The sequence below is a fragment of the Pseudomonas sp. MPB23 genome, from assembly GCF_046605395.1.
Classification (GTDB): Bacteria; Pseudomonadota; Gammaproteobacteria; order Pseudomonadales; family Pseudomonadaceae; genus Aquipseudomonas.
The window spans coordinates 3,303,694-3,327,195 of the sequence record NZ_CP176771.1 but is presented as its reverse complement, the minus strand read 5'-3'; the positions used below and the strand labels follow the sequence as shown (position 1 = coordinate 3,327,195).

At 64.1% G+C, this 23,502-nt stretch carries 19 protein-coding genes; 8 read left to right on the top strand and 11 right to left on the bottom strand.

Annotated features, from left to right (window positions below; all coding sequences use genetic code 11):
* The first annotated feature begins 8 nt into the window (after window positions 1–8).
* Window positions 9–1,388 (top strand): efflux transporter outer membrane subunit, encoded by a 1,380-nt coding sequence (locus ACLH0J_RS15480; RefSeq protein WP_411392833.1) that lies wholly within the window; start codon window positions 9–11, stop codon window positions 1,386–1,388.
* Window positions 1,389–1,495: 107 nt separating this feature from the next.
* Window positions 1,496–2,245, top strand: coding sequence for an alpha/beta fold hydrolase (locus tag ACLH0J_RS15475; protein ID WP_411392679.1), 750 nt, complete (start codon window positions 1,496–1,498; stop codon window positions 2,243–2,245).
* Between the two features lie 194 nt (window positions 2,246–2,439).
* Here the strand turns inward: ACLH0J_RS15475 and ACLH0J_RS15470 are convergent, their stop codons facing one another.
* Window positions 2,440–2,889: a hypothetical protein gene (locus tag ACLH0J_RS15470; protein WP_411392678.1), complete on the bottom strand. Its 450-nt coding sequence runs from the start codon at window positions 2,887–2,889 to the stop codon at window positions 2,440–2,442.
* Window positions 2,890–3,172: 283 nt separating this feature from the next.
* Here ACLH0J_RS15470 and ACLH0J_RS15465 point away from each other — a divergent pair, with 283 nt between their 5' ends.
* Together ACLH0J_RS15465 and ACLH0J_RS15460 are read left to right on the top strand one after the other, a co-directional pair.
* Window positions 3,173–4,036: a LysR family transcriptional regulator gene (locus tag ACLH0J_RS15465; RefSeq protein WP_411392677.1), complete on the top strand. Its 864-nt coding sequence runs from the start codon at window positions 3,173–3,175 to the stop codon at window positions 4,034–4,036.
* A gap of 58 nt (window positions 4,037–4,094) precedes the next feature.
* Entirely contained in the window at window positions 4,095–5,099 is a 1,005-nt protein-coding gene (locus ACLH0J_RS15460) for a LacI family DNA-binding transcriptional regulator (protein WP_411392832.1), read from the top strand.
* On the opposite strand, the gene ACLH0J_RS15455 is transcribed toward ACLH0J_RS15460, so the two are convergent.
* From ACLH0J_RS15455 to ACLH0J_RS15430, 6 genes are all read right to left on the bottom strand, one after another.
* Complete coding sequence (locus ACLH0J_RS15455; RefSeq protein ID WP_411392676.1) at window positions 5,096–5,821, bottom strand: SDR family oxidoreductase; 726 nt, start codon at window positions 5,819–5,821, stop codon at window positions 5,096–5,098. The genes ACLH0J_RS15460 and ACLH0J_RS15455 overlap by 4 nt on opposite strands.
* A gap of 80 nt (window positions 5,822–5,901) precedes the next feature.
* Entirely contained in the window at window positions 5,902–7,434 is a 1,533-nt protein-coding gene (locus ACLH0J_RS15450; RefSeq protein WP_411392831.1) for an FGGY-family carbohydrate kinase, read from the bottom strand.
* A 2-nt stretch (window positions 7,435–7,436) separates the two neighbouring features.
* Complete coding sequence (locus ACLH0J_RS15445) at window positions 7,437–8,516, bottom strand: alcohol dehydrogenase catalytic domain-containing protein (RefSeq protein WP_411392675.1); 1,080 nt, start codon at window positions 8,514–8,516, stop codon at window positions 7,437–7,439.
* Between the two features lie 27 nt (window positions 8,517–8,543).
* On the bottom strand, window positions 8,544–9,536 hold the full coding sequence (locus ACLH0J_RS15440; RefSeq protein WP_411392674.1) for an ABC transporter permease: 993 nt from the start codon (window positions 9,534–9,536) through the stop codon (window positions 8,544–8,546).
* On the bottom strand, window positions 9,502–11,010 hold the full coding sequence (locus tag ACLH0J_RS15435; RefSeq protein WP_411392673.1) for a sugar ABC transporter ATP-binding protein: 1,509 nt from the start codon (window positions 11,008–11,010) through the stop codon (window positions 9,502–9,504). Before ACLH0J_RS15435 ends, ACLH0J_RS15440 begins: the two co-directional genes overlap by 35 nt.
* Window positions 11,011–11,074: 64 nt before the next feature.
* On the bottom strand, window positions 11,075–11,998 hold the full coding sequence (locus tag ACLH0J_RS15430) for a substrate-binding domain-containing protein (protein ID WP_262050253.1): 924 nt from the start codon (window positions 11,996–11,998) through the stop codon (window positions 11,075–11,077).
* Between the two features lie 280 nt (window positions 11,999–12,278).
* On the opposite strand from ACLH0J_RS15430, the gene ACLH0J_RS15425 reads away from it, so the two are divergent.
* Window positions 12,279–13,382, top strand: a complete 1,104-nt coding sequence (locus ACLH0J_RS15425; protein WP_411392672.1) for an SMP-30/gluconolactonase/LRE family protein — start codon at window positions 12,279–12,281, stop codon at window positions 13,380–13,382.
* Between the two features lie 48 nt (window positions 13,383–13,430).
* Here ACLH0J_RS15425 and ACLH0J_RS15420 read toward each other — a convergent pair whose 3' ends face one another.
* The 4 genes from ACLH0J_RS15420 to ACLH0J_RS15405 all read right to left on the bottom strand — a co-directional run bounded on the left by ACLH0J_RS15420 (window position 13,431) and on the right by ACLH0J_RS15405 (window position 19,199).
* Window positions 13,431–14,897 (bottom strand): hypothetical protein, encoded by a 1,467-nt coding sequence (locus tag ACLH0J_RS15420; protein ID WP_411392671.1) that lies wholly within the window; start codon window positions 14,895–14,897, stop codon window positions 13,431–13,433.
* A 115-nt stretch (window positions 14,898–15,012) separates the two neighbouring features.
* A complete protein-coding gene (locus ACLH0J_RS15415) occupies window positions 15,013–16,077 on the bottom strand; it encodes a lipocalin-like domain-containing protein (protein WP_411392670.1) in 1,065 nt (354 codons plus the stop codon).
* The gene (locus tag ACLH0J_RS15410; protein WP_411392669.1) at window positions 16,067–18,529 is read right to left on the bottom strand and encodes an FtsX-like permease family protein; all 2,463 of its coding nucleotides are present in this window, start codon (window positions 18,527–18,529) and stop codon (window positions 16,067–16,069) included. Before ACLH0J_RS15410 ends, ACLH0J_RS15415 begins: the two co-directional genes overlap by 11 nt.
* Before the next feature lies 1 nt (window position 18,530).
* Window positions 18,531–19,199 carry an ABC transporter ATP-binding protein gene (locus ACLH0J_RS15405; RefSeq protein ID WP_411392668.1) on the bottom strand — a complete coding sequence of 223 codons (669 nt, stop codon included), beginning with the start codon at window positions 19,197–19,199 and terminating at the stop codon, window positions 18,531–18,533.
* Between the two features lie 273 nt (window positions 19,200–19,472).
* Between ACLH0J_RS15405 and ACLH0J_RS15400 the strand changes: the two genes are divergently transcribed.
* The 3 genes from ACLH0J_RS15400 to ACLH0J_RS15390 all read left to right on the top strand — a co-directional run bounded on the left by ACLH0J_RS15400 (window position 19,473) and on the right by ACLH0J_RS15390 (window position 23,499).
* Window positions 19,473–20,147 carry a histidine phosphatase family protein gene (locus tag ACLH0J_RS15400; protein ID WP_411392667.1) on the top strand — a complete coding sequence of 225 codons (675 nt, stop codon included), beginning with the start codon at window positions 19,473–19,475 and terminating at the stop codon, window positions 20,145–20,147.
* A gap of 173 nt (window positions 20,148–20,320) precedes the next feature.
* The gene (gene arnT, locus ACLH0J_RS15395) at window positions 20,321–21,976 is read left to right on the top strand and encodes a lipid IV(A) 4-amino-4-deoxy-L-arabinosyltransferase (protein WP_411392666.1); all 1,656 of its coding nucleotides are present in this window, start codon (window positions 20,321–20,323) and stop codon (window positions 21,974–21,976) included.
* Window positions 21,976–23,499, top strand: a complete 1,524-nt coding sequence (locus ACLH0J_RS15390) for an ArnT family glycosyltransferase (protein ID WP_411392665.1) — start codon at window positions 21,976–21,978, stop codon at window positions 23,497–23,499. The genes arnT and ACLH0J_RS15390 overlap by 1 nt, the downstream gene beginning before the upstream one ends.
* The last annotated feature ends 3 nt before the right edge of the window (window positions 23,500–23,502 follow it).

Here is a 23,502-nt window from a genome sequence, read left to right as displayed (position 1 = left end):
CCCCGTGCATGCTCAGCCTGTGCCTGTTGCTCAATGCCTGCGCCAGTCACACCGCCCCCGTCGACAGCGGCATCGCGCCGCCCACCGCCTGGCAATTCGCCGAGCGTGACGCGGCCCAGGCCACCCATGCGCGCTGGTGGACGCACTTCGGCAGCCCGCAACTCAACCGCCTGATCGATCAGGCCCGGCGCGACAGCTTCGACGTCGCCGCCGCCATGGCCCGCGTGCGCCAGGCCGAGGCCAGCGCGGTGATCGCCGGCGCGCCGCTGTTGCCCGAGGTCAAGTTCAACCTCGACACCAGTCGCCAGCAACTGTTGCACGGCAAGGGCGGGCCGAGCCTGGATGCGTCGCAAAGCGATAAGGTGGTCGACAACTACGGCGCCAACTTCACCGCCAGCTATGAAGTGGACTTCTGGGGCGGCCGCGCCGCTGCCCGCGACAGCGCCCTGCACAGCCTGCGCGCCAGCGCCTTCGACCAGGCCACGGTAGAGCTGACCTTGCTCGGCAACGTGGCCGACCGTTACGCGCAAACCCTGGCGGCCCGTGAGCGCGAACAGATCGCCGAACTGAACCTGGCCAATGCGCGCAACGTGCTGGAGCTGGTGCAAACCCGCTACGACGCCGGTTCCGCCACCGCCCTGGAGCTGGCCCAGCAGAAAAGCCTTGTCGCCAGCCAGCAACGCCAACTGCCGCTGATCCAGCAACTGGCCGAAGACTCGCGGATCACCCTGGCCGCGCTGCTCGGCCAACCGGCACAGGCCCTGGACCTGGACAGCGAACCGTTCCAGACGCTGACCTGGCCGAGCATCGGCGCCGGCCTGCCCAGCCAGTTACTCAGCCGCCGACCCGACATCGCCAAGGCCGAGGCACAGTTGGCCGCCGCGCAAGCGGACGTCAGCGTGGCGCGGGCCGCGATGCTGCCGACGATCACCCTGGGCGCAACCCTGGGCTCGGACGCCTACAAGGCCATAGAAGTCCTGCGCAGCCCTTACTACACGCTGACTGCCGGCCTGGTCGGGCCGGTCTTCAACAACGGCCGTCTAAGCGCCGAGCGCGACAAGGCTCGCGCCCGCCAGGACGAACTGCTGCAGACCTATCGCGGCGCGATCATCAACGGCTTTGCCGATGTGGAAAAAGCCCTCAGCAGCATCACCCGCCTCGACCAGCAGCGCCAATGGCAACGCGAAGAACTGCAACAGGCCCAGGCGGCCTTCCAGATCGCACAAAACCGCTACCAGGCCGGGGCCGAAGACCTGCTCACCGTGTTGGAAACCCAACGCACCCTGTACACAGCCCAGGACTTGAACGTACAACTGCGGCTGTCGCGCCTGCAGGCCAGCATCGCCTTGTACAAGGCCTTGGGCGGCGGTTGGAAAACCGATATCTGATAAACAAAACTCCGATTTCGTACACGAGCCGTCTTTTACACCTACATTCTTCCCCCCGAGGTCCTTGGTAAAAAAGCCGCCTTCACACGGCTGCCCAGGACCTCTTGATGACTGCTTCAAAGCACCTCGCCTGTGCCTGTCTCTGGCTGATTGCAAGCCATGGCCATGCCGAACCGCTGATCCGGCCCAGCGCCATCGACTGGCTGCTGGACTGCCCGCTTCCCACGGCTGAGCGCCTGGACCCCGAGGTGCTGGAACGCACTCAGTGCGGCATCGTCACGGTGCCGCGCAACCATGCCGCGCCCCGCCAAGGCAGCCTGCGCCTGCACCTGACCCGCGTCGGCGCACGGGAACCGCTGAGCCGCTGGGGCGTGGTCTTCACCCAAGCGGGCGAGCCCCCCAAAAGGAACCACAGCGGCACCTTCGTCATTCACCTGGCCAGCCGCTGGAGCGCCTATTCCACGCCAGCCTATCGCACGCTGCTCAACCGCTATGACCTGATCGAACTCAGCCCCCGCGACCTCCGGCCACAGCACGCCGTGGAACAGGCCGCGAAGGACCTGGAGTTCGTGCGCGCGCAACTGGGCGACGCCCAAGTGCATTACCTGGGCAACGCTGACGCCACACGCCAGGGCAATCGCTACGCGACGCTGCATCCCGAACGCGTCGCGCGCATGGTGCTGGTCAACGCGCCCGCCGGTGAACAGGCCGCGCCGCTGGTGGAACAACTGCGCCTGCGGGAACCGGAAAACCCGGGCGCCGGCGGGTGCGTCAACCGCTGGGTGGGCGACTTTCTGGTCTATGGCAGAGCACCGCCGCCGTCCACCCGCTGCCTGGATTCCGGGAGGTGGGAGTAGTGTCGTTTACATCGTCACCGATGCACTCTAGGAGCCGGTTCGCCGGCGATAAAGCCCGCAGGATCAACGCAAGATTTCAGGATGCCATCGCCGGCAAGCCGGCTCCGAAGGCAGCGTTCACTTCTGCCAATAACTGAACCGGGCAATCACCCTATGCAACGGACTGCATAGGATGAGCCCTCCGACAGCCCGACTTATGATTCAATCCTAATTGACTTGATGCCCACTTCGAAATAATCGCTTGGGGCGACGGGGTCTTGGAGAAAAATATGGATTTGGTTCAATTCCGGTTTTTCCGGCGTCCAGAATCCACCCACGGTATGCCACGTCCCATCAGCGGGCGGCGCGCTGATGGAATGCCCGGAGCCTGTTTCACCTGGTGCGGTGATGACAATATTGCGCACACTGACGCCATGGGGTATCCGAACTTCCAGGGTGACCTGCACCCCCGCCATATCAAACGCTTCAGGGAAAATTTTTCTCATGTCGGCAGACATGTTTGTAACGATCGGAATGGAGAAATATGAATCCGAACCGCTCAGGTCGTCTTCGCGCAGACTATGCAGACCACTGGTCGAGAACCAGCCGTGAAAAGGAGCGGGATAAAACCTGGTGTAATCGTTTATAGCCTTCGAGCTGCTCATATTGAAATTCCTTACACCTAGTGCCATTGAGTTAGTTTCAACAAGCGATTAGCGAACCATTGAATGGCGAGTTAACGACTCGCGAAACTATTCAAACCTGGCCCCAAAAAGCTGTCTACTGTCAGAGTTAACAGGTTTTTTCGCTGTGCCCTACCGTTTACCCTATTGAATTTTCGAGCGATCCGGCGTTTGAGTAAGCGTTCCTCTGTGCGCGTGCGCTTCGTCCGCCCTTTTATGGCCTATCAGTTCTACAATGCCCCCCATTCATCTCCCGGGGGGCTTCATGGACATCGAACTGGCACGCACCTTCCTCGAAATCACCCGCTGCGGCAGCCTGGCCGCGGCCGCCGAGAAACTCCACGTCACCCAGACCGCCATCACCGCGCGGGTCAAGAACCTCGAAAGCCAGTTGGGCAGCACGCTGTTCGTGCGCAACCGCGCCGGCGCGCGGCTGACCGCCGATGGCGAGGCCTTTGTGGTGTACGCCAACCAGTTGCTGCAGACCTGGGAAGCCGCGCGCCGCGACCTGCCGTTGCCCGATGGTTATCGCAATGTGCTGCATATCGGCGGCGAGGTCAGCCTGTGCAACCCGCTGATGCTCGGCTGGGCCCAAGCGCTGCGCGAGCACATCCCCGGACATGCGCTGCGCACCGAAATTCGTGAAGGCGACTACCTGCTGCGCCAACTGGAGCTGGGCGTACTCGACGCCGCGCTGGTGTTCCAGCCGCAATACTGGCCGGGGTTGCAGGTGGAGCAGGTGCTGGAAGAAAAACTGATCCTGGTGCAATTGGTGAGCAAGCCGGACCCATACGTCTATATCGACTGGGGCCCGGGCTTTCGCCAGCAGCATGACGCCGCCCTGCCCGAACGGGCCCGCGCCGCGTTGAGTTTCAACCTCGGGCCGCTGGCGTTGCAGTACATCCTCGAGAATGGCGGTGCCGGGTATTTCCGCACGCGGGTGGTGCAGAGCTACCTGGACAGCGGCGTGATGCAACGCGTGCCCAAGGCCCCGGAGTTCAGCTTCCCGACGTTCCTGGTGTACTCGCGGGCGCGGGATTCGGCGGTGCTGCAACAGGCGCTGGCGTTGCTGCGTGGCGTGGTCGCGGCTGAGAGCGACTGGTCGCAGCGCTGGGACCCGATGATTTGAGGCGCCTGGCGCCTGTGTGCATGCTAGCCTGCTGGTGTTCCCTCTCGCAGCCTTCCCGATGAACAAGAAAAAAGCCGTCACCATCAGCGACATCGCCAAACGGGTCAACATGACCACCATCACCGTGTCCCGCGCGCTGAACAAACCCGATCAGGTCAAGCCGGCCACCCTGGCGCGCATCCTCGAAGTGGCGCGGGAGCTGGACTATGTGCCCAACGCCTTCGCCCGTGGGCTCAAGCGCAGCGAAAGCCTGATCATCGGCGTGATCACCGCGTCGGTGGACAACCCGTTCTACAGCGAGATGATCAAGGCGATTTCCCGCGAGGCCAAACAACACGGCTACACCATCATGCTGGTGGACACCGATGAACTCGAAGAGTTGGAAAGCAAGGCGGTGGACACCCTGCTGGGCTACCGCGTGGCCGGGATCATTCTGTCGCCGGTCTCCGACGAGCCGAGCTACCAGCCCGACTACCTGGAACGCCTGGGCAACGGCAAGACGCCGGTGGTGCTGCTCGATCGCACGATCCACGACAGCCCGTTCAGCCGCGTGGTGCTGGACAACTACCACAGCGGCATCCAGGCCGCGCACTACCTGCTGCGCCAGACCCCCGACCTCAAGCGTCTGCTGGTGCTGACCGGCCCCGAACACTCGCGCATCACCGTCGAGCGCCTCAAGGGCCTGCGCGAAGTGCTGGCCGAACATCCGCACATCAAGGTCGAAGTGCAGGCCGGCGACTACACGCTGATGCCCGCCTACCTGCACACCCTCGACTACCTGGCCAAACACGCGCCGCCGGACGCGATCATGGGCTTCAACCAGTTGATCACCCTCGGCGCCCTGCGGGCCTTGCGCATGCACAACATCGCCCATGACAGCCTGACCATCTGCGGCATCGACCGCCTGCCCTTCGCCGATATCTTCGGAGTGCCCATCGCCTGCGTGGCCCACGACGCCTCCCTGGCCGGCAGCAGCGCGGTGCGCTTGCTGCTCGACCGCCTGGAAGATCCGCACAAACCACGGGACAAGGTGGTGATCGCCGGCCGCCTGGAAAACGGCTAGCGGCTGGTGTAGCCGCCGTCGATGGGCAGGCTGACGCCGCTGATCATGCTGGCGGCGTCGCTCAACAGAAACAGCACCGGCCAGGCGACCTCCGCGGGTTGCGCAAACCGTCCCAGGGGAATCGCCGCCAGCGCCGGGTCGCGCTTGGCCGGATCGGACCAGGCCATGGTCGCCATCGGCGTCAGCGTCACCGTGGGGTTGACGCTGTTGACCCGAATCCCGAAGCGCCCCCATTCGGCGCACTGCACGCGGGTGATCGCGTCCAGCGCGGCCTTGGAGGCGCAGTAGCCGAGGTGGTCGTCCAGCGCGATCAAGGACGCCTGGCTGGACACATTGACGATGCTGCCGGCGATCTTCGCCGCGATCATCCTGGCCGCCACGCGACTGGCGACCTGGGCTGCGGCGCGGGCGTTGACCGTCATCACCTGGTCGAACGCCTGCGCACTGATCGCGGCAGCGGGCTCCAGGCGCGCGATGCCGGCGCAGTTGACCAGCCCGTGCAACGGTGGCAAGTCTTGCAGGCGGGTGTCGAGGGCGACGCTGTCGGCGATGTCCAGGCACAGGCTGTGACAACCGAGTTGCGACAAGGCGTGCGCGTCGCGGCCAAGGGCGAAGACTTCGGCGCCGCTGGCGATCAGTTGCACGGCGATTTCGCGACCGATGCCGCTGCTGGCGCCGGTGACGAGGATGCGTTGGTGAGTGAAGTCAAAGGCTGCGTTCATGAATTACGCTCTCAAAAACCATGAAAAACCCCTGTAGGCGCCGGCGAGCCAGCGCCTACTACATTGTTGGGTTGTGTGAGTCAGTGGGTTTGCAGGTTGTACATGATCGGTTTAAGCGCCGGGTACAGCTTCAGGTACTCGGCAAACGCGCGGTCGTACGCCACGACATTTTCCGCCTTGGGCTCGGCCCGCAACTGCAGTTGCACCCAGCCCTTGTCCATCTCGCCGTCACTCACCAGGCCCACCGTGTGCGCCGCCAGCAACGCCGCACCGAGTGCCGCTTCCACTTCCTGGACGATGGTGTACACCGGGTACCGCGTGACGTCGGCGATGATCTGCATCCACAGATCCGAATGGCTCGCCCCGCCCACCACGATCAAGCGCGGGTCCAGGGAGTGCGCGCCACGGGTGCCGGCTTCGATGTTGTGGCGCAGGGCAAAACTCACCCCTTCCAGCACCGCGCGGTACAGGTGGATACGGCTGTGATACAGGTTGAGCCCGACAAAACTGCCACTGGCGCGGTCGTCCCACACCGGGCTGCGTTCGCCCATCAGGTAGGGCAAAAACAGCACGCCTTCGCTGCCCGCCGGTATCTGCTGCGCGCGCTGTTCCAGCAACACCAGGCTGTCCTGGCCGCTGGCCTTGGCGTGCAGCGCTTCGGCCTGGCAGAACTGCTCGCGAAACCAACTGACCGACGCCCCGGCGGTGATCGCGCCGCCGAAGATGTACAGGTCCCGGTGGCCGTTGTAGACGTGGGGAAAACTCACCAGACCATGGCGCGCATCCACCTGCTGGTTCAGGTAGCCCCAGCACATGCTGGTGCCAATCATCGCCACATGGTTGCCCGGCCGGGTCACGCCCGCCGCCAGGGTCGCCATGGCCGCATCGACACCGCCGGCCAACACCGGTGTGCCCGCCCGCAACCCCAGGCGCGTGGCCCACTGCGCCAGCAGGCCGCCGACCACCTCGCCGGAATGCAGCAGACGCTGCGGCATCATCGCCGGCGGTATGCCCAGCGCTTCAAGCATCTCGCTCGACCAGCCGCGCGCCGCCACATCGTAGATGCCACCGATATTGCCGGCGCTGCTGTGGTCCACCGCCAGTTCGCCGGTCAGGCACCAGTTCAGGTAACTGTTGGGCGGCAGCAGGTAGCGCGTGTTCGCCCACACTTCGGGCTGGTGCTGTTTGAGCCAGAGCATCTTGGTGAAGCCGTAGTAGCTGTCCACCGAATTGCCGGTGATCGCGCACAAGCGCTCCAGGTCGACGTGCTCGCGCACCCACGCCACCTGCTCGCCGGCGCGTCGGTCCATCCAGATCAGGCACGGGTGCAGCGGGGTGATCTGCGCGTCCACGGCAATCCCCGAGCCGCCGTACAGGCTGCTGATGCACAGCGCCTTGACCTGCTCAGCGGCCACCCCCGCCTTGGCCATGCACTGCGCCACGCAGGCCTCGACCGCATCCAGCCACACCTGCGGCCATTGCTCGGCCCAGCGCACTTTCGGGGTATCCACGCGATACCCCTGGCTGTGCTGGGCGACGATCCGGCCTTGGGCATCTACCAGCAACGCCTTGGTGCTCTGGGTTCCAATGTCGCCCCCCATCACGTAATTCATCATCACACCACCGGCTTGAGCAGCACCTTGATCGACTTCGTCGAGTTGGCCAGTTCGAACGCTTCGGCGTAATCGTCGAGCGGGAAGTCGTGGGTGACGATGCCTTTGGAGGTGACCAGGCCGCGCTCGAACAGGTCGATGGCGATCGGGTAGCAATACGGCCCGAGGTGAGCACCGCGCACGTCCAGTTCCTTGCGGTCGCCGATGATCGACCAGTCGACGCTGGTCTCGGCGCCGAACACGCTGAACTCGACGAAGCGCCCGAGCTTGCGGATCAGGTCCAGGCCCTGGGTCACGCCTGCCGGTACGCCGGTGGTTTCGATGTACACGTCGCAACCGTAGTGATCGGTCAGGCCATTGATGATGTCACGGGCATTGTCGCGGGACGGGTTGATCACCACATCGGCGCCGAATTGCTTCGCCAGGGCCAGACGCTCGTCGACCATGTCGATCACCACCAGTTTCTTCGGCGTCTTCAACGCGGCAACCTGCACCATGCACAGGCCGAGCGTGCCGGCGCCGGCGATCACCACCACGTCATCGAGCTGCACATCGCCGCGATTGACCGTGTGGATCGAGCACGCCATGGGCTCCACCAGCGCCGAGTCTTCCAGGGACACCGATTCGGGGATCTTGTGCACGATGGCGGTCTTGGGGATGCGCATGTACTGGGCCATGCCGCCTTCGGCCACTTCACGCTGGAAGCCGAAGATGTTGTGCACTTCGCACATCCAGTATTTGCCCGATTTGCAGAAACGGCACTTGCCGCAGGGCACGATCTGCTCGGCGATCACCTTGTCGCCCACCTGGACTTCAAAGTGCTCCTCGGCGCCCTCGCCCGCTTCCACCACGTAGCCGAAAAACTCGTGGCCGGGCACCACCGGCGCCTTGACCCAGGGGTTGTCGCCGCCCCAGAACATCGCCGCGCCCGAGTGGCATTTGCAGTCACTGGCGCAGATGCCGCAGGCGGCGATGCGGATCACCAGTTCATGAGGGCGCGCCTGGGGTTTGCCGATGCGTTCCAGGCGGTAGTCTTTGGGGCCGTGGCAGACGACGGCTTGCATGTCAGTGTGCTTATCCATGGTGTTCGGTCCTGTGTGCAGAGGTAGTTAACGATGGCGCTGACGGCTGATAAAAATCGCCAGCAAAATGATCCCGCCCTTGATCACGCTCTGGACGTAGGGCGAGACCCCGAGCATGTTCAATCCGTTGTTCAAGACGCCCAGCAGCATGGCGCCGAGCAAGGTGCCGACGATCACCCCGCGCCCGCCGGCGATCGAGGCTCCGCCCAGTACCACGGCGGCAATCGCGTCCAGCTCGAAGGACACGCCGGCATTCGGCTGGCCGCTCATCAAGCGCGAAGTGAGCACCAGCCCGGCAATCGCCGCCGTCAGGCCGCTGATGGCGTACACCAGCAATTTGAAGCGCGCCGCGCGCACGCCAGACAAGCGCACCGCTTCTTCATTGCCGCCGATGGCGTAGATGTAGCGACCGATGCGTGTGTGTTGCAGCAGCACATACGCGGCGGCGTAGGTGATCAGCATGATCAGGATCGGCACTTCAATGCCGAACAGGCTCTGGCGGCCGAAGAAACCGAACCACTCCGGCAACCCGGAAATCGGGTAGCCATCGGTGTACATCAGGCCCAGGCCACGGGCGATGCCCATGGTCGCCAGGGTCACGATGATCGGCGGCATGTGCAGGTAGGCGACGAACAGGCCGTTGCCGACACCGAAGGCCACGCCGATCAGCATCCCGGCGCCAATCGCCAGGCCCGGCGGCAGGCCCGCGACCATCAGCCCGGCGGTCAAGGTGCCGGACAACGCCATCACCGGCCCCACCGACAGATCAATACCGCCGGTGAGGATCACGCAGGTCATGCCCACCGCGATGATCGCGTTGATCGACACCTGGCGCGCGATGTTCGACAGGTTGCTGGCGGTGAGGAAAGTGTCGCTGGCGAAGATCATCACCACGGTCACCACCACCAGCCCTATGAACGGGTAGAAGGCCGGCGAGCGCACCAGCCGCGCCAGGTTCAGGCGCAGCCGGCTGGCGTCGATGACGTTAATGGATGTATTCACTGGAGCCCCCTGTTGCATGGCGCATGACCTCTTGAGGATTGACGGCGGCGCCTTCGAGTACCTTGACGATCGCGCCTTTGTGGAACACGGCGACGCGGTCGCACATGCCGATGACTTCGGGCAGTTCGGAGGAAATCATGATGATTGCGTAGCCCTGCTCCGTGAGGCTGCGCATCAGCGCGTAGATCTGCGCCTTGGCACCGACGTCGATGCCACGGGTGGGTTCGTCGAACACCAGCACGTCGCAGTGATGGTTGATCCAGCGTGCGATCACCACCTTTTGCTGGTTGCCGCCACTGAGGTTGAACACGCGGCTCTCGCCACTGGGGGCCTTGATCGACAGTTGGCGCATCAGCGCTTCGACGCTGGCGCACTCCCTGGCCTTGTCGATCAGGCCACTGGCGTTCTGGTATTTGGGCAGGTTGTTCAGGGAGATGTTTTCACGAATGCTGAAATCGGTGATCAGCCCTTCGCTCTTGCGGCTCTCCGGGAGCAGGCCGATGCCGTGGGCCAGGGCTTGGGCCGGGTCGTCGAGGCTGACTTTCTCGCCACGCAGCCACACCTCTTTGCTCACCGACGGCAACGCGCCCATCATGCCCAGGGCCAGTTCGGTGCGGCCGGAACCGACCAGCCCGGCAAAGCCGAGGATCTCGCCCTTATGCAGATCGAAGCGGTTGCGCGGGCCGTTGCGCACCAGTTGGATGTCCTTGACCTCCAACAGCAGCGGGCCGAGGCCGTCGCCGGGCTTGGGCGGGAAGCTGCATTCGAGGCGACGGCCGACCATCATTTCCACCAGGTGGTCGATGTCGCTGTCGGCCACGGCGGTCACGCCCACATTGCCGCCGTCGCGCAGCACGCTGATGCGGTCGCACACCTGGAAAATTTCCTCGAGGTGATGGGAGATGAAAATCACCGCCACGCCCTGGCGCTTGAGCTCGCGCATGATGTCGAACAGCAGCTCGGCTTCGCTGGGCGTGAGGGTCGCGGTGGGTTCGTCGAGCACCAACAGGCGCGCATCCAGGGCCAGGGCCTTAGCGATTTCGACGAACTGCTGCTCGGCCACGCTCAGGTGCTTGACTGCGCAGTGCAGGTCAATCGTCACGCCCAGGCGTTTGAACAACGCTTCGCTCGCCTCGATCATCTCGCGCTTGCGCAGCAGGCCGAAGCGATTGCTCAGCTCATGGCCGAGGAAGATATTTTCCACCGCCGTGAGGTAGGGAATCAGGCTGAATTCCTGGAACACGATGCCGATGCCGGCGCCGATCGCATCGCGGTAAGTCGCAAAATGCCGGGGCTGACCGTCGATCAGGATCTGCCCTTCGTCCTGATGCTCGACGCCGCCGAGGATCTTCATCAGGGTCGATTTGCCCGCGCCGTTTTCCCCGAGCAACGCATGAATTTCACCGCGCTCGACTTGCAGGTTGATGGACTTGAGGGCCTGCACCCCAGGGTAACGCTTACAGATGTTTTCCAGCTTCAGAAGACTGCTCATACCGCCGACCTCGTATTCAGAAGGAGACCTCAAGGCCCCACGGTTGGCGTGGGGCCTGGACGATTTACCAGCTGAAGTCCTTGGCCTTGGCCTGGTCGATCAGGGTGATGTCCACCGGAAGCGTGGCGGGCACTTGCGCGCCCCACTTCTTGGCCAGGGCAATGCCCAGGGCGAGGCGGATCTGGTCGCGGGGATATTGGGCGGAGGTGGCGATGAATTTACTGCCGGGTTTCTGGATCGCCTTGATCGCTTCCGGCGCGCCGTCGACGCTCACCAGTTTCACGTCCAGGCCGCTGGCTTCGATGGCCGAGAGTGCGCCAAGGGAGCCATTGTCGTTGACGCTGAAAATGCCCTTGAGGGTGGGCTGGGCCTGCAGCATGTTCTCGGTGACGGTCAGCGCCTGGTCACGTTCCTGCTTGCCGTTCTGGATGCTGACAATCTTGATGTCCGGGTGCTTGGCCACCGCCTCTTTGCAACCGCGCACACGCTCCAGGATCGGCACCACGGCAATGCCGTCGAGGATGGCGATATTGCCTTTGTCGCCGATGTGTTTGGCCAGGTATTCGCAGGCCTGGAAACCGGCGTCGAAGTTCTTCGAGCCGACGAAGGAATCCAGCGGGCCTTCGGCCTGGGCGTCCACCGCCACCACCACGACACCGGCGGCGTGCGCGGATTTGACCGCCGATTGCACGCCGACCGAATCCGTGGGGTTGATCAGCAGGATATCGATGCCTTTTTGCAGCATGTCTTCCACATCGCTGACCTGCTTGGACACGTCGTGACGGGCGTCGGTGATGATCAGTTTCGCACCGATGGTCGCGCCGGCTTCTTCCAGGGCGTTTTTCATGGTGACGAAATAAGGGTTGTTGATTTCCTGGAAGGATGCACCGATGCGAATCGGTTTGGCCGCCTCGGCAAAGGCGGTGGAGGCGGTGCCGAGGGCGATGCTTACAGCCAATAAACACAGGGTTTTCGGGAGCATTTTCATGGCGTGGGTCTCTGTTTTGTTTTTATTGTTAGAGCAAATGTTATCGTTAACATTTTGCCAGAAGCTAGCAAGTAACTGATGCCGATGCAAGGGGCCGTTGGTCGCCACGGCTCAACGGTGGGCGCAACGCCCCTCCCAACGCCGATGGGCGCACCTGGGCAAAAACTCGCGGATTCCCCACCGCCGACTAAGCTCACCCTCCAACAAAAAAACACCGAGTCGCCTGCCCGGAACTCGCCCGATGCAGGCAGCCGGGCCCCTCCGACCACCAGGAATCGTCATGAGTACCCGTCCAAAAAAACTGCGTCATCTGTTGTTTGTCCTGCTGCTGGCGGTGATCGCGTTTCTGCTGCTGATGCCCACCCCGGTGCAACCGGTGAACTGGACGCCGCCCAAGGCGCCGTCGATGAAGGACGGCCCCTACGCGCAAAACCAGCGCCTCAAGGGCGTGCAGAGAATCGGCGCCCAGGACATCACCGGGCCCGAGGCCTTGGTGCTGGATGCCCAGGGTTGGCTGATCAGCGGGCTGCATGACGGGCGCATCATCCGCACTTCGCCCGACAGCCGCAGCCTGGACGTGCTGGCCAATACCGGCGGTCGCCCGCTGGGCCTGGCGCTGCACCCGGATGGGCGCTTGATCATTGCCGATGGGATCAAGGGCCTGCTGGCGCTGGACGCCAATCGCCAGCTCAGCACCTTGAGCACCGCCGCCAATGGCGTGCCCTTTGGCTTTACCGACGACGTGGCCGTGGACGCCAGCGGTCGTTATGCGTATTTCAGCGATGCGTCGAGCCGTTGGGGTTACGGCCAGGATGGCGAGGCGGTGATCGAACATGGCGGCGATGGGCGGCTGTTGCGCTATGACTTCAGCAGCGGCAGCACCGAGGTGTTGCTGGACCAGCTGCAATTCGCCAACGGTGTGGCCCTGGGCCCGGATGAACGCTACGTGCTGGTCAATGAAACCGGGGCCTATCGCATCAGCCGCTATTGGCTCAAGGGCGAGCGCGCCGGCAGCCATGACCTGTTTATCGACAACCTGCCGGGCCTGCCGGACAACCTCAGTTTCAACGGTCGGGACCGCTTCTGGGTGGCGCTGTACTCACCGCGCAATCCGTTGCTCGACAGCGTTGCCGGCTACCCGCTGCTGCGCAAGGTGATGGTGCGCGCGCTGATGGTGGTGCCCAAGCCCATCGAGCGCAAAGGCTTTGTGCTGGGGCTGGACACCGAGGGCAAGGTCATCGCCAATCTGCAGGATGGCAGCGCGGGCAATTACTCGCCGATCACCACCGCGCGGGAATATGGCGACTGGTTGTACCTGGGCTCATTGAAGAACACGAGCATGGCGCGCTTGCCGTTGGCCCTGGCATTGGCGCCGGCGGAATGAAAAAAGGGCAGCCCGGTCAGGCTGCCCCCGCTCATTGACGATGGCGTATCAGTGTGTGATGTCCTGGGTGCAGATATGCCCCAGGCTCACATACGGCACGTTGTCGCCCCCTACCCCCACACCGGGGAATTCGTCCAACTCGATACGCCAGCCACCGAAGTTGAAGGTGGTGTCCCAGTTGTACGCCACGCCGGTGCTGCTGTCCGGGATTACCACGCGGTACTCGCCAAAGCACTCACCCAGGCCGGCGCTGGCCAGGGACGCCCCCGCACTGTTGGTGGTGGCCTTGAAGTCGGTCCAGTGAAACTCCGCGCCGTCAAAGCGCTTGTCGACACGCAGGATCGGCGTCACGCCCAACAGCGGCGCCCCCGTGGAGTCGGACCACTGGGTCGACCAGTTCAACGTCCGCGCGGTCTGGGTCGCCAGGGAGAACACCGAATACGGCACGCGCACGATGTTGTCGCCCTTCACATCGAAGGTGTTCAAGCGCGGCGCCGACCCCAGGGTGAGCCGGTACTGCGCCGTGGGGTCCTGGACCACGGCCGGGTTGGCCCGTACCCGCACCTGGGCGACATAACCCGGCGCCACACCGGAGGTGGTCAGGCTGGTGCCGGCCGGGACCAGGACCCAGTTGTTGCCCTCCAGGCGCTCGAAGATCCACTGATCGCGCACGCCCTTTTTATCGTCGCTCAAGGACATCGCCACGTTCTGGCCACGGGTGGCCTGGAACGCGAAGTAATCGACATCGTTGGGGTTGTCGATATTGCCCGTCACTCTGTTCAGGGCATCGGGCAGTACGAACGAGGCCTGGGGTGTGTCATTGGGTTCATAGGCGTCGATATTGGTGTCCACCGCCACGCCAAAACTGAATTGTGCGTTGTCGGCCGCGTTGGCCACCATGTACCAGTAGTAATCCCCCGCCGGCAGCACACCGCCGAGGTACTCGTCGGCGTTGCCGGGGTTATCGGACGTGTCGATCAACTGCGGGTTGCCCTGGCCATCATCGCGAAACAGGCTCAGGGACATGTTGGCGCCGGCACTCTGGTCGATCAGTTGCACCAGCACCCGAGCGCTCTGCGGCAGGTTGAAGTGGTAAGGGAACGCCTGGCCGGTTTGCACCTCGGTGATGGTGTACAGGGTGTTGACGTCCAGCGTCGGAAACAGCGGTACAAACTCGGCGACCGCCGTTTTGAGGGCGTCCTGAGCGGGTTTCTTCACTTCGCTGTCGACGGTGACCACCGTGGTGACTGTCGCCGCCTTGCTGGCAACCGCCTTGGACTGACCGGCGGCTTTCACCGCCATGGCCGCCTTGAGCTTTTGCTGCAACGGCGCGGAGATAGGCTTGGACGCCAGCGTGCCCCCCGACTTCAGCGCTTTTTCAGCGGCTTGCTTGACCGCTTGGGCGCTCAGTGTGGGGAGCGGTTGCGAGGGATATTGCGCGGCCAGGGCAAAGGCCGAAACGAAGCAGGTGGCCGCCATGGCCGCGCCCAGCATAAAGGCTTTTTTCGATTTCATTTTTTATCCATCCATAGTTAAAAACTGAAGGTCAGGTGACATCCGGTCACCTGGGATGGAATCTAGCCATATACTGTATGGATGTCCAGTATTTTTTGTAGGAAATTTCCCAAACCTAATAACCGGTCATCTCCAGGTAACCCACCCCACCCTCGAACCGCACCGGCCCTTCCCAGTAAGGGATGCTCAAGTTCATCCAGGCGTTCGGGTTGACGGCCTCGGTGGTGATATCCAACTGTTTGCCGGGTATTTTCAGCGACCAGCGTGTGGGCAGGTTGCGCCCGTCGATGCGCGTGGTTTGCACCGGCGTCAGTTGGATATCGGCGTTGTGCAGGGTTTGGGTATGGCCCTCGCGGTCGATCCAGGTGCCGGTCAGGTAGGACGTGCCGTCGGTTTGCCGCACCCGAAACAGCATCAACTGCTCGCCACGGTCCAGGTGCAGGGAGAACCAGTCCCAGCCGGTCTGGCTGGCGCTCAAGGGTTGGCTGCTCCATTCGCGGTCGAGCCAGGCGGGGCCGCTGACCTGGTAGGTTTTACCGTCGATGGTGACGCTGCCTTCGGCGCGAAAAAACGGCTGGCTGTAGTAGTACGACGCCTGGCCCTGGTCGGATTTACGGCTGTAGCCGTTCTCGCCCTGCTGCACCAGCGGGCGGCTGGAGGTCAGGTGCAGGTCGTAGGCAAATTGCGCGCCGCTGGCCTTGAGTTGCATATCCGCCAGGGGGCTCACGGCACCGGCGCGGGTGGAGAAACGCCAGTCGTCGATCCAGGCATCGAACGGCGCCGCCTGGGCCCCGGCCTGGCCGACGCCGCCACGGGCGTAACGTTCGGCGGCGTAATGCCGGGTCGCGGAAGTGACGGCGGCGTGGCCGAGCCAAATCGTCGCGTCTTGCCAGCCCGCCTGGCTCGGCCCGGCCTTGAGGGCGTTGCGAAACAGCGTCCATTGCACGCCGAACGCATTGCCCTGGGCATCCTTGAGGTTGGCGGTGACGTACCACCACTCGATGCGAAAGCCGTCGTGGGGGCCGTGGTCTTCGGGGAAGCTGAAGACTTTTCCCGGCACCACCTGGGCAAAGTCCGCGGCGTCACTGCCCAGGCCGGCGAAGCTTTCCGGCGGCGCGGGGGGCGCATCGCACGCGCTCAATAACACCAAAACCGCGCACAGCAGCGCCTTACGCTTCATGGGCAAATGTCCTCAACAGGTCAGCCGGACGGCTGCGGTACAACTGCCACAGCGGCCAGGCCGAGGCCAGGAGCGTGGCCAGCAGCGCCAGGCCGAGCAATTGCGCCAACTGCCAGGGGAATACCTGCAACGGCAGGCGCCAGCCAAACGCCTGCACGTTGATCACTGCGTCCAGGCACCACGCCAACAGCAGGCCCAGGGGCAACGCCAGGATCAAGGTGAGCACCGCCAGCAGCCAGGTCTGGCCCAGGTTCAGCAGCATCAATTGGCGGCGCGTCACCCCCAGTGCCCACAGCGGTGCGAGTTGGCCCAGGCGGCTTTGGCTCTGGGTCAGCAGGCTGATGAACAGCGCCACGCCGGCCACGCCCAGGGTCAGGCTGTTGAGGGCGGCGGTCGCGGCGAAGGTGCGCTCGAACACTTGACTCGACCAGCCTTTGAGCTGCTGCTGATCGACGATACGGCTGTCATCCAGGGCAAAGGCGCGCTGCACCTCATGCACCAGCGGCGCCACGTTGTCCGGCGACACCCGCAGGTTGAAGCGCGCCGGCGCCAGCGTCGGCCAATGGGCCAGCAGGTGCGCAGAATTGACCAGGATGTGGCCCTTGGGGTTGCCGTAATCGGCGTAGATCCCCACCACCGTGGGAGCCCAAGGCCCTTGCGGCGTGGGAATGCTCAGCGTATCGCCGAGCTGCACCGCCAGCCGCCGCGCCAGTTGCTCGCTGAGCATCAGCGTGTCGTCGTGCTGCAAGCGGTCCCACGGCGTGCTGGCGGCGTCGAGCAACGGCCAGTGCTGGCGATAGGTCGGGTCGTCGACCACGCCGAACAGGTCCGCCGGCCAGCCCTGCAATTGCACGGCGACCTGCCAGGTGGGCAGCACCGTCTGCACCAACGGTTGCTGCATCAGCCAACTGCCGAGTTGTTGCGCCTGGGCCGGGGTTTGCGGGTTGAGGTATAGCTCGGCGGTGAGGCGTTGTTCCAACCAGTTCGAGAAGGTGTGACGAAAGCCCGAGGTCATCGAACCTGCACCGATGTTCGCCGCCAGGGCCAACAGCAGCGCCATCAGGGCCAGGCTCAGGGCCGGCAATTGCTGGCGGCAGTCGGCGAGAAACCATTGACCCAGCACCGAACGGCTGCGCCCCAGCACGGTCGTCAACAGGCCGTTGAGCAGCACGGGCAAACCGAGGGCGGCGCCGAGCAGCAAGGCTGCCATCAGCACAAAGCCGGCGGCCAGGCTGTCGCCCTGCCACAGCGCCAGCAGCGCAATCAGCAGCGCCGAGGCCGCGACCCAGCCCTGGCGCCGCAACCAGCGTCCATGGGCCTCCTGCCAGGCCTGGGCGTTGGCCAGCGCCAGCAACGGCAAACGCGCCGCGCGCCACAGGCTGCCGGCGCCGGCGAGCAACGCGCCGAGCAAGCTCAAGCCCAGTCCCGCCAGCCACCACCACGGGCTCAGGTTCAATTGCCCCGGCACCTCGGCGCCATACAGGCCGCGCAGGCTGGCGGCCACATCCGGCAGCAGCAGGCTGGCCAGCAGGTAACCGCTGGCGACCCCCAGCACACCGCCGAGCACCGACAACGCGCCCAGTTCGACGCCCAGGCCGAGGATCAACATCCGCGCACTGACCCCACAGGCGCGCAGGGTGCGCAGCAGTCCGCGCCGTTGTTCCAGGGCCAGGCCGATGGCGGCGTGCACGATGAACAAGCCCACCACGAAGGACAGAAAGCCCAGCGCGTCGAGGTTCAGGTGAAAGCTCTCAGTCAGGCGTGCGAGGTTATTGTCCTCGGCCTGCTGGAGTTGCAGTTCGGCCGGCGGCGCGGGATGGCCGGCGGCGAAGGCCTTGTCCACTAGCAGGCGCGACAGTTGGCCGGGCATCGCCAACAGCGGCTGGGCGAAACCGATGTCGGTGAGCAGCAGGCCGGGCGCCATGTCGGCCTGCACCTGCAAGGGCGGCAGGCGCTGCCCGCTCAGCGTCAGCGCTTGCTCACCGGCGTGCAGCCCCAGGGCCTGCAAGGTCTGCGGGGCGATCCAGGTACGCCCCGGCGGTTCGAAGAAGGCGAGCATTTGCGCCTGGCTCAAACGTTGCCCGGCCACCGCGCCGCTGCCGGGCAACGACACCGGGTCGATGCCCATCAATTGCAGGCGCACGTCCTCATGCCCCTTGAGCTGCAGCCGCCCCTGGACCACCGGCGACACCGGCCACCCGGCGCGGCGCAACTGGGCGAACAGCGCCTGCGGGAAACCGGATCCGTCCGGCGCGCTGAGGCTGGCCTGGGGTTCGCCGCCGATCAATTGGCTGGCGCGGGCATAGCTGTCACGCGCCTGGCTGTTGAGCGCCTGCACCCCGGTCAACAACGCGGTGGCGAGCCACAGGCCGGTGAGCACGCTGAAAAACTGCACGGGGTGCCGCCGCCAATGGCTGAGCAGCGCGCGCAGCGTCCACACAAACACCGCCATCTCAGCGCTCGTCCGCTGGCAGCAAGCGACCGCGCTGCAGCACCACCTGGCGGTCCAGGCGTGCAGCGATGCATGGGCTGTGGGTGACCATCAACAGGCTGGTGGGCGTGTCGCGCAACAGCTCCAGCATCAATTGCAGCACTTCGTCGCTGGTGGCCTCGTCGAGGTTGCCGGTGGGTTCGTCGGCCAACAGCAAGCCTGGGCGCGAGGCCAGCGCGCGCCCCACCGCTACCCGTTGTTGCTGGCCGCCCGAGAGTTGTTCCGGGTAACGCTTGAGCAAATCCCCGAGGCCCAGGCGTTCCACCAGTTGCGCTTGCCATTGGGCATCGAAGCGCCCCGCCAGCCGCGCCTGGAAGGCCAGGTTGGCGTCGACGCGCAAGCTGCCGATCAGGTTGAACTGCTGGAACACCAGGCCGATCTCGGTGCGACGCCAGTGGGCCAGTTGCGCTTCACTCATCCGGTCGAGGCGCCGCTCGCCGACTTGAATGCTGCCGCCATCCACCCGATCGAGACCCGCCACCAGATGCATGAGCGTGCTCTTGCCGCTGCCCGACTCGCCCATCAACGCCAGGCTGCTGCGCGCCGCCAAGTGCAGGTCGACGCCGGCCAACACCGCCAACGGGCCCTGGGGCGTGGCATAGCTTTTGAAAACACCTTGCACCTGCAGCATGGGAACGCTCGTTTGAGGGACGGCCATCGAGAATAACGGCTGCGGATCGAGGCCATGCAAATTTTTCACATGCATTTCACCGCGCACCGACTCGCCGCCTTTTAAATTGCCGGCCACGGGTGACTCGCCGGCAACTTGTTAGTTGCCACGGGTGGCAACTTTTAACGGCCTCCGTTCAGCGAAAAGACAGCAACTCTGTGACAGTTTCTTTTTGGCTACGGGCACCCGCCAACACGTTGCGCCTAATTGAATACAACACTGCCAACAGTGCCCATGGTGAATAAAGTGATCGACCTGACCTTGACCAAGCCGCGCTCGCTGCGGGCCTTAATCAAGCGCCCGAAAGCGCTGTGGCTGGGCATCGCCGTGATCGGTCTGCTGCTCACTGCCAGCCTGCTGTGGCCGGCGTCTCCCCGTGACCTGGGGGTGGGCGATCGCCTGCTGACGTCCCAGGTATTGCCACTGTGGCGCGACGGCGATCTGATCGTGCTGGTGCGTCATGAAGAGCGCTGCGACCGCTCGACCAACCCGTGCCTGGGGCCGGTCGAAGGCGTGACGATCAACGGCAGCCAGCACGCTGAAAACCTGGGCAAAGCCTTTAAATCCTTGGGCATGGACGGCAGCGACGTACTCGCCAGCCCGGCCATTCGCACGGCCCAGACCGCGCGTTTCATGTTTGGCAAAACCGATACGACCGCCAGCCAGACCGCCGTCTGCGGTGCGGCCATGGGTGAGGAATTGCTCAGCAATAAACAGCCCGGACGCAACCTGGTATTTGTCACCCACAGCGGCTGTATCGCCGACTTCGAAACCGCCCTGGGCTTCCCCCATGCCCGGTTTCCCGAATACGGCAGCGCGCTGTTTGTGCAGGTACTGCCCAACGGTAAATTCAAGTCCCTGGGTATTGTGAAAAATCCGGATTGGCCGAATGCGTTAAAACAACGCTAAATGCTCTAGCGCCTGCTTCTGCGATTAATGTTCAGCAAAAAGACAGCCTTCTTCTGGCATGTTTAGTTGCGCCCTTTGATTAAGGACGTCATGAATACTTTCTGTTATTTAGTGACGGCGGTTACTTCGTCACTTCAACATTGCGCCATTAAACGTCAAGGAGCGACGTTATCATGACCCGATTAAAACCCCTGCCGATTTTATTATTGGCCTTCGCTGCGTTTTATCTGTTGCCCCTGGGCCTGCACGGTTTATGGACGCCGGACGAGACGCGCTACGCCCAGGTCAGCCAGGAAATGCTGCTGAGCGGCAACTGGGTGTCGCCGCATTACATGGGCATCCGTTATTTCGAAAAACCGGCCGCCGGCTATTGGCTGATCGCCCTGGGCCAGGCGGTGTTTGGCCAGAACCTGTTCGGCGTGCGCATCGCCTCGGCCCTGACCAGCGGTTTGAGCGTGCTGCTGGCCTACCTGATTGCCCGTCGGTTGTGGAATGACCCGCGCAAAAGTTTCGCCTGCGCCCTGCTCTACCTGAGCTTTGGCCTGGTGGCCGGGCAAGCCGGGTATTCCAACCTCGATCCGCAATTCACCCTGTGGGTCAACCTCAGCCTGGTAGCCCTGTGGTTCGCCCTCGACAGCACCACCACTCGCCACCGTCTGATCGCCTGGGCGGTGCTCGGGCTGGCCTGCGCCATGGGGTTCATGACCAAAGGCTTTCTGGCCTGGGCATTGCCGGTGCTGATTGCCGTGCCGTACATGCTCTGGCAACGGCGCCTGGGGGAGTTGCTCGTGTACGGCCCGTTGGCGGTGGGAGTGGCCGCGCTGGTGTGCCTGCCGTGGGTCATGGCGATCCACCTGCAGGAACCGGACTTCTGGCGCTTTTTCTTCTGGAACGAACACATTCGCCGCTTCAGCGCCGACAACGCGCAACACGTGCGGCCGTGGTGGTTTTTCCTGCCGATTCTGGTGGTGTCCTGCTTGCCCTGGGCCGGGCTGCTGCCCAACACCCTGCTACAGGCCTGGAAGGAAAAGCGCCAGCCGTCGATCGGCTTTCTGGTCCTGTGGCTGCTGCTGCCGCTGGGGTTCTTCAGCCTGAGCAACGGCAAGCTGCCGACCTACATCATGCCGTGCCTGCTGCCCCTGGCCTTGCTGATGGGACACACCCTGATCGACCTGCTCCACCGCGGCAAAGCGCGCGCCCTGTGCCTCAATGGCCTGCTCAATGTGGCGATCGGCGTGGTGGCCATGATCGGCCTGATCTACCTGCAAGTCGCCAGGCCGCTGTATGGCCACAGCCATGCCGAGATGTTCAGCCTGTCCCTGGCCTTTATCGTGCTGCTGGTGTGGATCCTCACCCACCTGCTGCAAACCATGCGCCCGCTGACGCTGTGGGCCATGCCGGCGCTGGGCATCGGCGTGCTGGTGATCCTGCTGCCGGCCAGCATGCCGGCGCAGATCACGGACAACGAAATGCCCGACCAGTTTGTACTTGAGCACCTGGATGAGTTGCAGCAAACCCACGCTTTGCTGGGCAATACCCTGGAAAACGCCAGCGCGCTGGCCTGGCGCCTGAAGCGCGCGGACGTAACGCTGTACAACACCGAGGGTGAACTGCAATACGGCCTGCAATACGCAGATTCGGCGCAGCGCAAAGTGGCATTGGATCAAGTCCAGGCCTGGCTCGCCGAAGCGCGCCGGCGCGGTCCGGTCGGCGTGCTGCTGCAGGTCAGCAGCACCAGTGAAATGCGCGAGGCCGGGCAACTGCCGCTGGGCGGCAAACGCTATACCAGGGGCCACCTGGAACTGATCCTCTACCCGCAGGTGCCTTGATGCTTCGATTTTTCCGGACTGAGCGCGGCGCCCTGCTGCTCTTGCTGGGCGTTTCGGCCCTGCTGCTGCTCACCGGCCTCGGCGCCCGCGACCTATGGGGCCCGGAAACCCGCTGGGCGAACATCGCCATGCAGATGCTGCAAAGCGGCGACTATTTCGACCCGTACCTCAAGGGCGTGCCGTATTACGACAAACCCCTGCCGTCCTACTGGCTGATCACCGGTTTCGCCCACCTGATGGGCGGCCTCGGCCCCTGGTCGTTGCGCCTGCCATCGGTGATCGGCGCCTGGTTGAGCGTGTGGCTGGTGTACCTGATCGGCGAACGCCTGTTCGCCAAGGGCACGGGGTTGATCGCCGGCTGGATGCTCGCCACCACCTTCTACTTCCTGTTCTGGGCGCGCGTGGCCACGGCGGACGTGCTCACCGTGTGCGGCGTGCTGGCGGCCGTGTGGTGGTACTGGCGCGGGCCGGATGACACGCGACTGGGGCGCTACACGGTGTTTTTCCTGATACTGGCGCTGACGTCCCTGCTCAAGGGCCTGATCGGCTTCGTGCTGCCCGGCCTGGTGCTGCTGCCGCACGTGCTCAGCGAGCAGCGCTACAAACGTCACCTCAATCTGCGCCTGCTGCTGGCGCTGCTGATCGCCACGGCGGTGTATGCCACGCCGTTCGTGCTGTCCCGCGTCTACGGCGCACCGACCTATGGCGAGAGCGGCCTGGCCCTGGTGTTCCGGGAAAACGTGGTGCGCTTCTTCGACCCGTTCGACCATATGGGGCCGATTTACACCTACCTCATTTACCTGCCGGCCTACACCCTGCCCTGGGTTCCGTGCTGGCTGCTCGGCCTGTGGCTGGCCGTGCGGCACTGGCGCCAGACGCCGCCCACTGTGCGTTGGCTGGTGTGGGGCCTGGGCCTGTTGTTTGTGTTCTTCACCGCCAGCGGCAGCCGGCGCAGCTACTACGTGCTGCCGCTGGTGCCGTTCGCGCAGTTGTTGGGCGCGTGGTGGCTGAGCGAACGGCTGGAGAAAAAACCCGCCAGTCGGCCGCGCTGGCAAAAGGGTTTTGCCTGCGCCGCCGCGCTGATGCTGCTGATCCTCGGCGCGGCCTATCCCTGGTCCAACGGCAACGGCGGCGTGACCCGCTTCGCCCAGGACGTGCAGGCCCAAGCCGTCAAAACCGCTCCCTGGAACCAATGGCAGATGGTGCTGGTGGAAGTCGACAACAAATTGCCCATGTACCTGCAAAATGGCGGCCAACCGTTCTACTACGTCGCCCAGACCCAGGACTTCCCGCGCCAGGGCGACAGCGCCGCGTTCACGGCCTGGCTGGACACCACCAGCGGCCAGCACTTCGACCCGCGGCGCACGATTATTGTCGCGGCGTTTTCCAAGGACGACCCGACGCCATTGGCCTACCTGGGGGCGGATCATCAACTGATCACGACCCAACCGGACAATGGCGAGCGGCTGTTCAAGCCACGTGAGGAAGGCAGTGTGGCGTTCATCCCGGCATCCCGGCGCTGATCG

What these genes read in the sequence shown, in the direction of transcription:
- ACLH0J_RS15480 (WP_411392833.1), top strand. Translation starts at nt 9, where the DNA reads ATGCTCAGCCTGTGCCTGTTGCTCAATGCCTGCGCCAGTCACACCGCC.
- ACLH0J_RS15475 (WP_411392679.1), top strand. Translation starts at nt 1,496, where the DNA reads ATGACTGCTTCAAAGCACCTCGCCTGTGCCTGTCTCTGGCTGATTGCA.
- ACLH0J_RS15470 (WP_411392678.1), bottom strand. Translation starts at nt 2,889, where the DNA reads ATGAGCAGCTCGAAGGCTATAAACGATTACACCAGGTTTTATCCCGCT.
- ACLH0J_RS15465 (WP_411392677.1), top strand. Translation starts at nt 3,173, where the DNA reads ATGGACATCGAACTGGCACGCACCTTCCTCGAAATCACCCGCTGCGGC.
- ACLH0J_RS15460 (WP_411392832.1), top strand. Translation starts at nt 4,095, where the DNA reads ATGAACAAGAAAAAAGCCGTCACCATCAGCGACATCGCCAAACGGGTC.
- ACLH0J_RS15455 (WP_411392676.1), bottom strand. Translation starts at nt 5,821, where the DNA reads ATGAACGCAGCCTTTGACTTCACTCACCAACGCATCCTCGTCACCGGC.
- ACLH0J_RS15450 (WP_411392831.1), bottom strand. Translation starts at nt 7,434, where the DNA reads ATGAATTACGTGATGGGGGGCGACATTGGAACCCAGAGCACCAAGGCG.
- ACLH0J_RS15445 (WP_411392675.1), bottom strand. Translation starts at nt 8,516, where the DNA reads ATGGATAAGCACACTGACATGCAAGCCGTCGTCTGCCACGGCCCCAAA.
- ACLH0J_RS15440 (WP_411392674.1), bottom strand. Translation starts at nt 9,536, where the DNA reads ATGCAACAGGGGGCTCCAGTGAATACATCCATTAACGTCATCGACGCC.
- ACLH0J_RS15435 (WP_411392673.1), bottom strand. Translation starts at nt 11,010, where the DNA reads ATGAGCAGTCTTCTGAAGCTGGAAAACATCTGTAAGCGTTACCCTGGG.
- ACLH0J_RS15430 (WP_262050253.1), bottom strand. Translation starts at nt 11,998, where the DNA reads ATGAAAATGCTCCCGAAAACCCTGTGTTTATTGGCTGTAAGCATCGCC.
- ACLH0J_RS15425 (WP_411392672.1), top strand. Translation starts at nt 12,279, where the DNA reads ATGAGTACCCGTCCAAAAAAACTGCGTCATCTGTTGTTTGTCCTGCTG.
- ACLH0J_RS15420 (WP_411392671.1), bottom strand. Translation starts at nt 14,897, where the DNA reads ATGAAATCGAAAAAAGCCTTTATGCTGGGCGCGGCCATGGCGGCCACC.
- ACLH0J_RS15415 (WP_411392670.1), bottom strand. Translation starts at nt 16,077, where the DNA reads ATGAAGCGTAAGGCGCTGCTGTGCGCGGTTTTGGTGTTATTGAGCGCG.
- ACLH0J_RS15410 (WP_411392669.1), bottom strand. Translation starts at nt 18,529, where the DNA reads ATGGCGGTGTTTGTGTGGACGCTGCGCGCGCTGCTCAGCCATTGGCGG.
- ACLH0J_RS15405 (WP_411392668.1), bottom strand. Translation starts at nt 19,199, where the DNA reads ATGCTGCAGGTGCAAGGTGTTTTCAAAAGCTATGCCACGCCCCAGGGC.
- ACLH0J_RS15400 (WP_411392667.1), top strand. Translation starts at nt 19,473, where the DNA reads ATGGTGAATAAAGTGATCGACCTGACCTTGACCAAGCCGCGCTCGCTG.
- arnT (WP_411392666.1), top strand. Translation starts at nt 20,321, where the DNA reads ATGACCCGATTAAAACCCCTGCCGATTTTATTATTGGCCTTCGCTGCG.
- ACLH0J_RS15390 (WP_411392665.1), top strand. Translation starts at nt 21,976, where the DNA reads ATGCTTCGATTTTTCCGGACTGAGCGCGGCGCCCTGCTGCTCTTGCTG.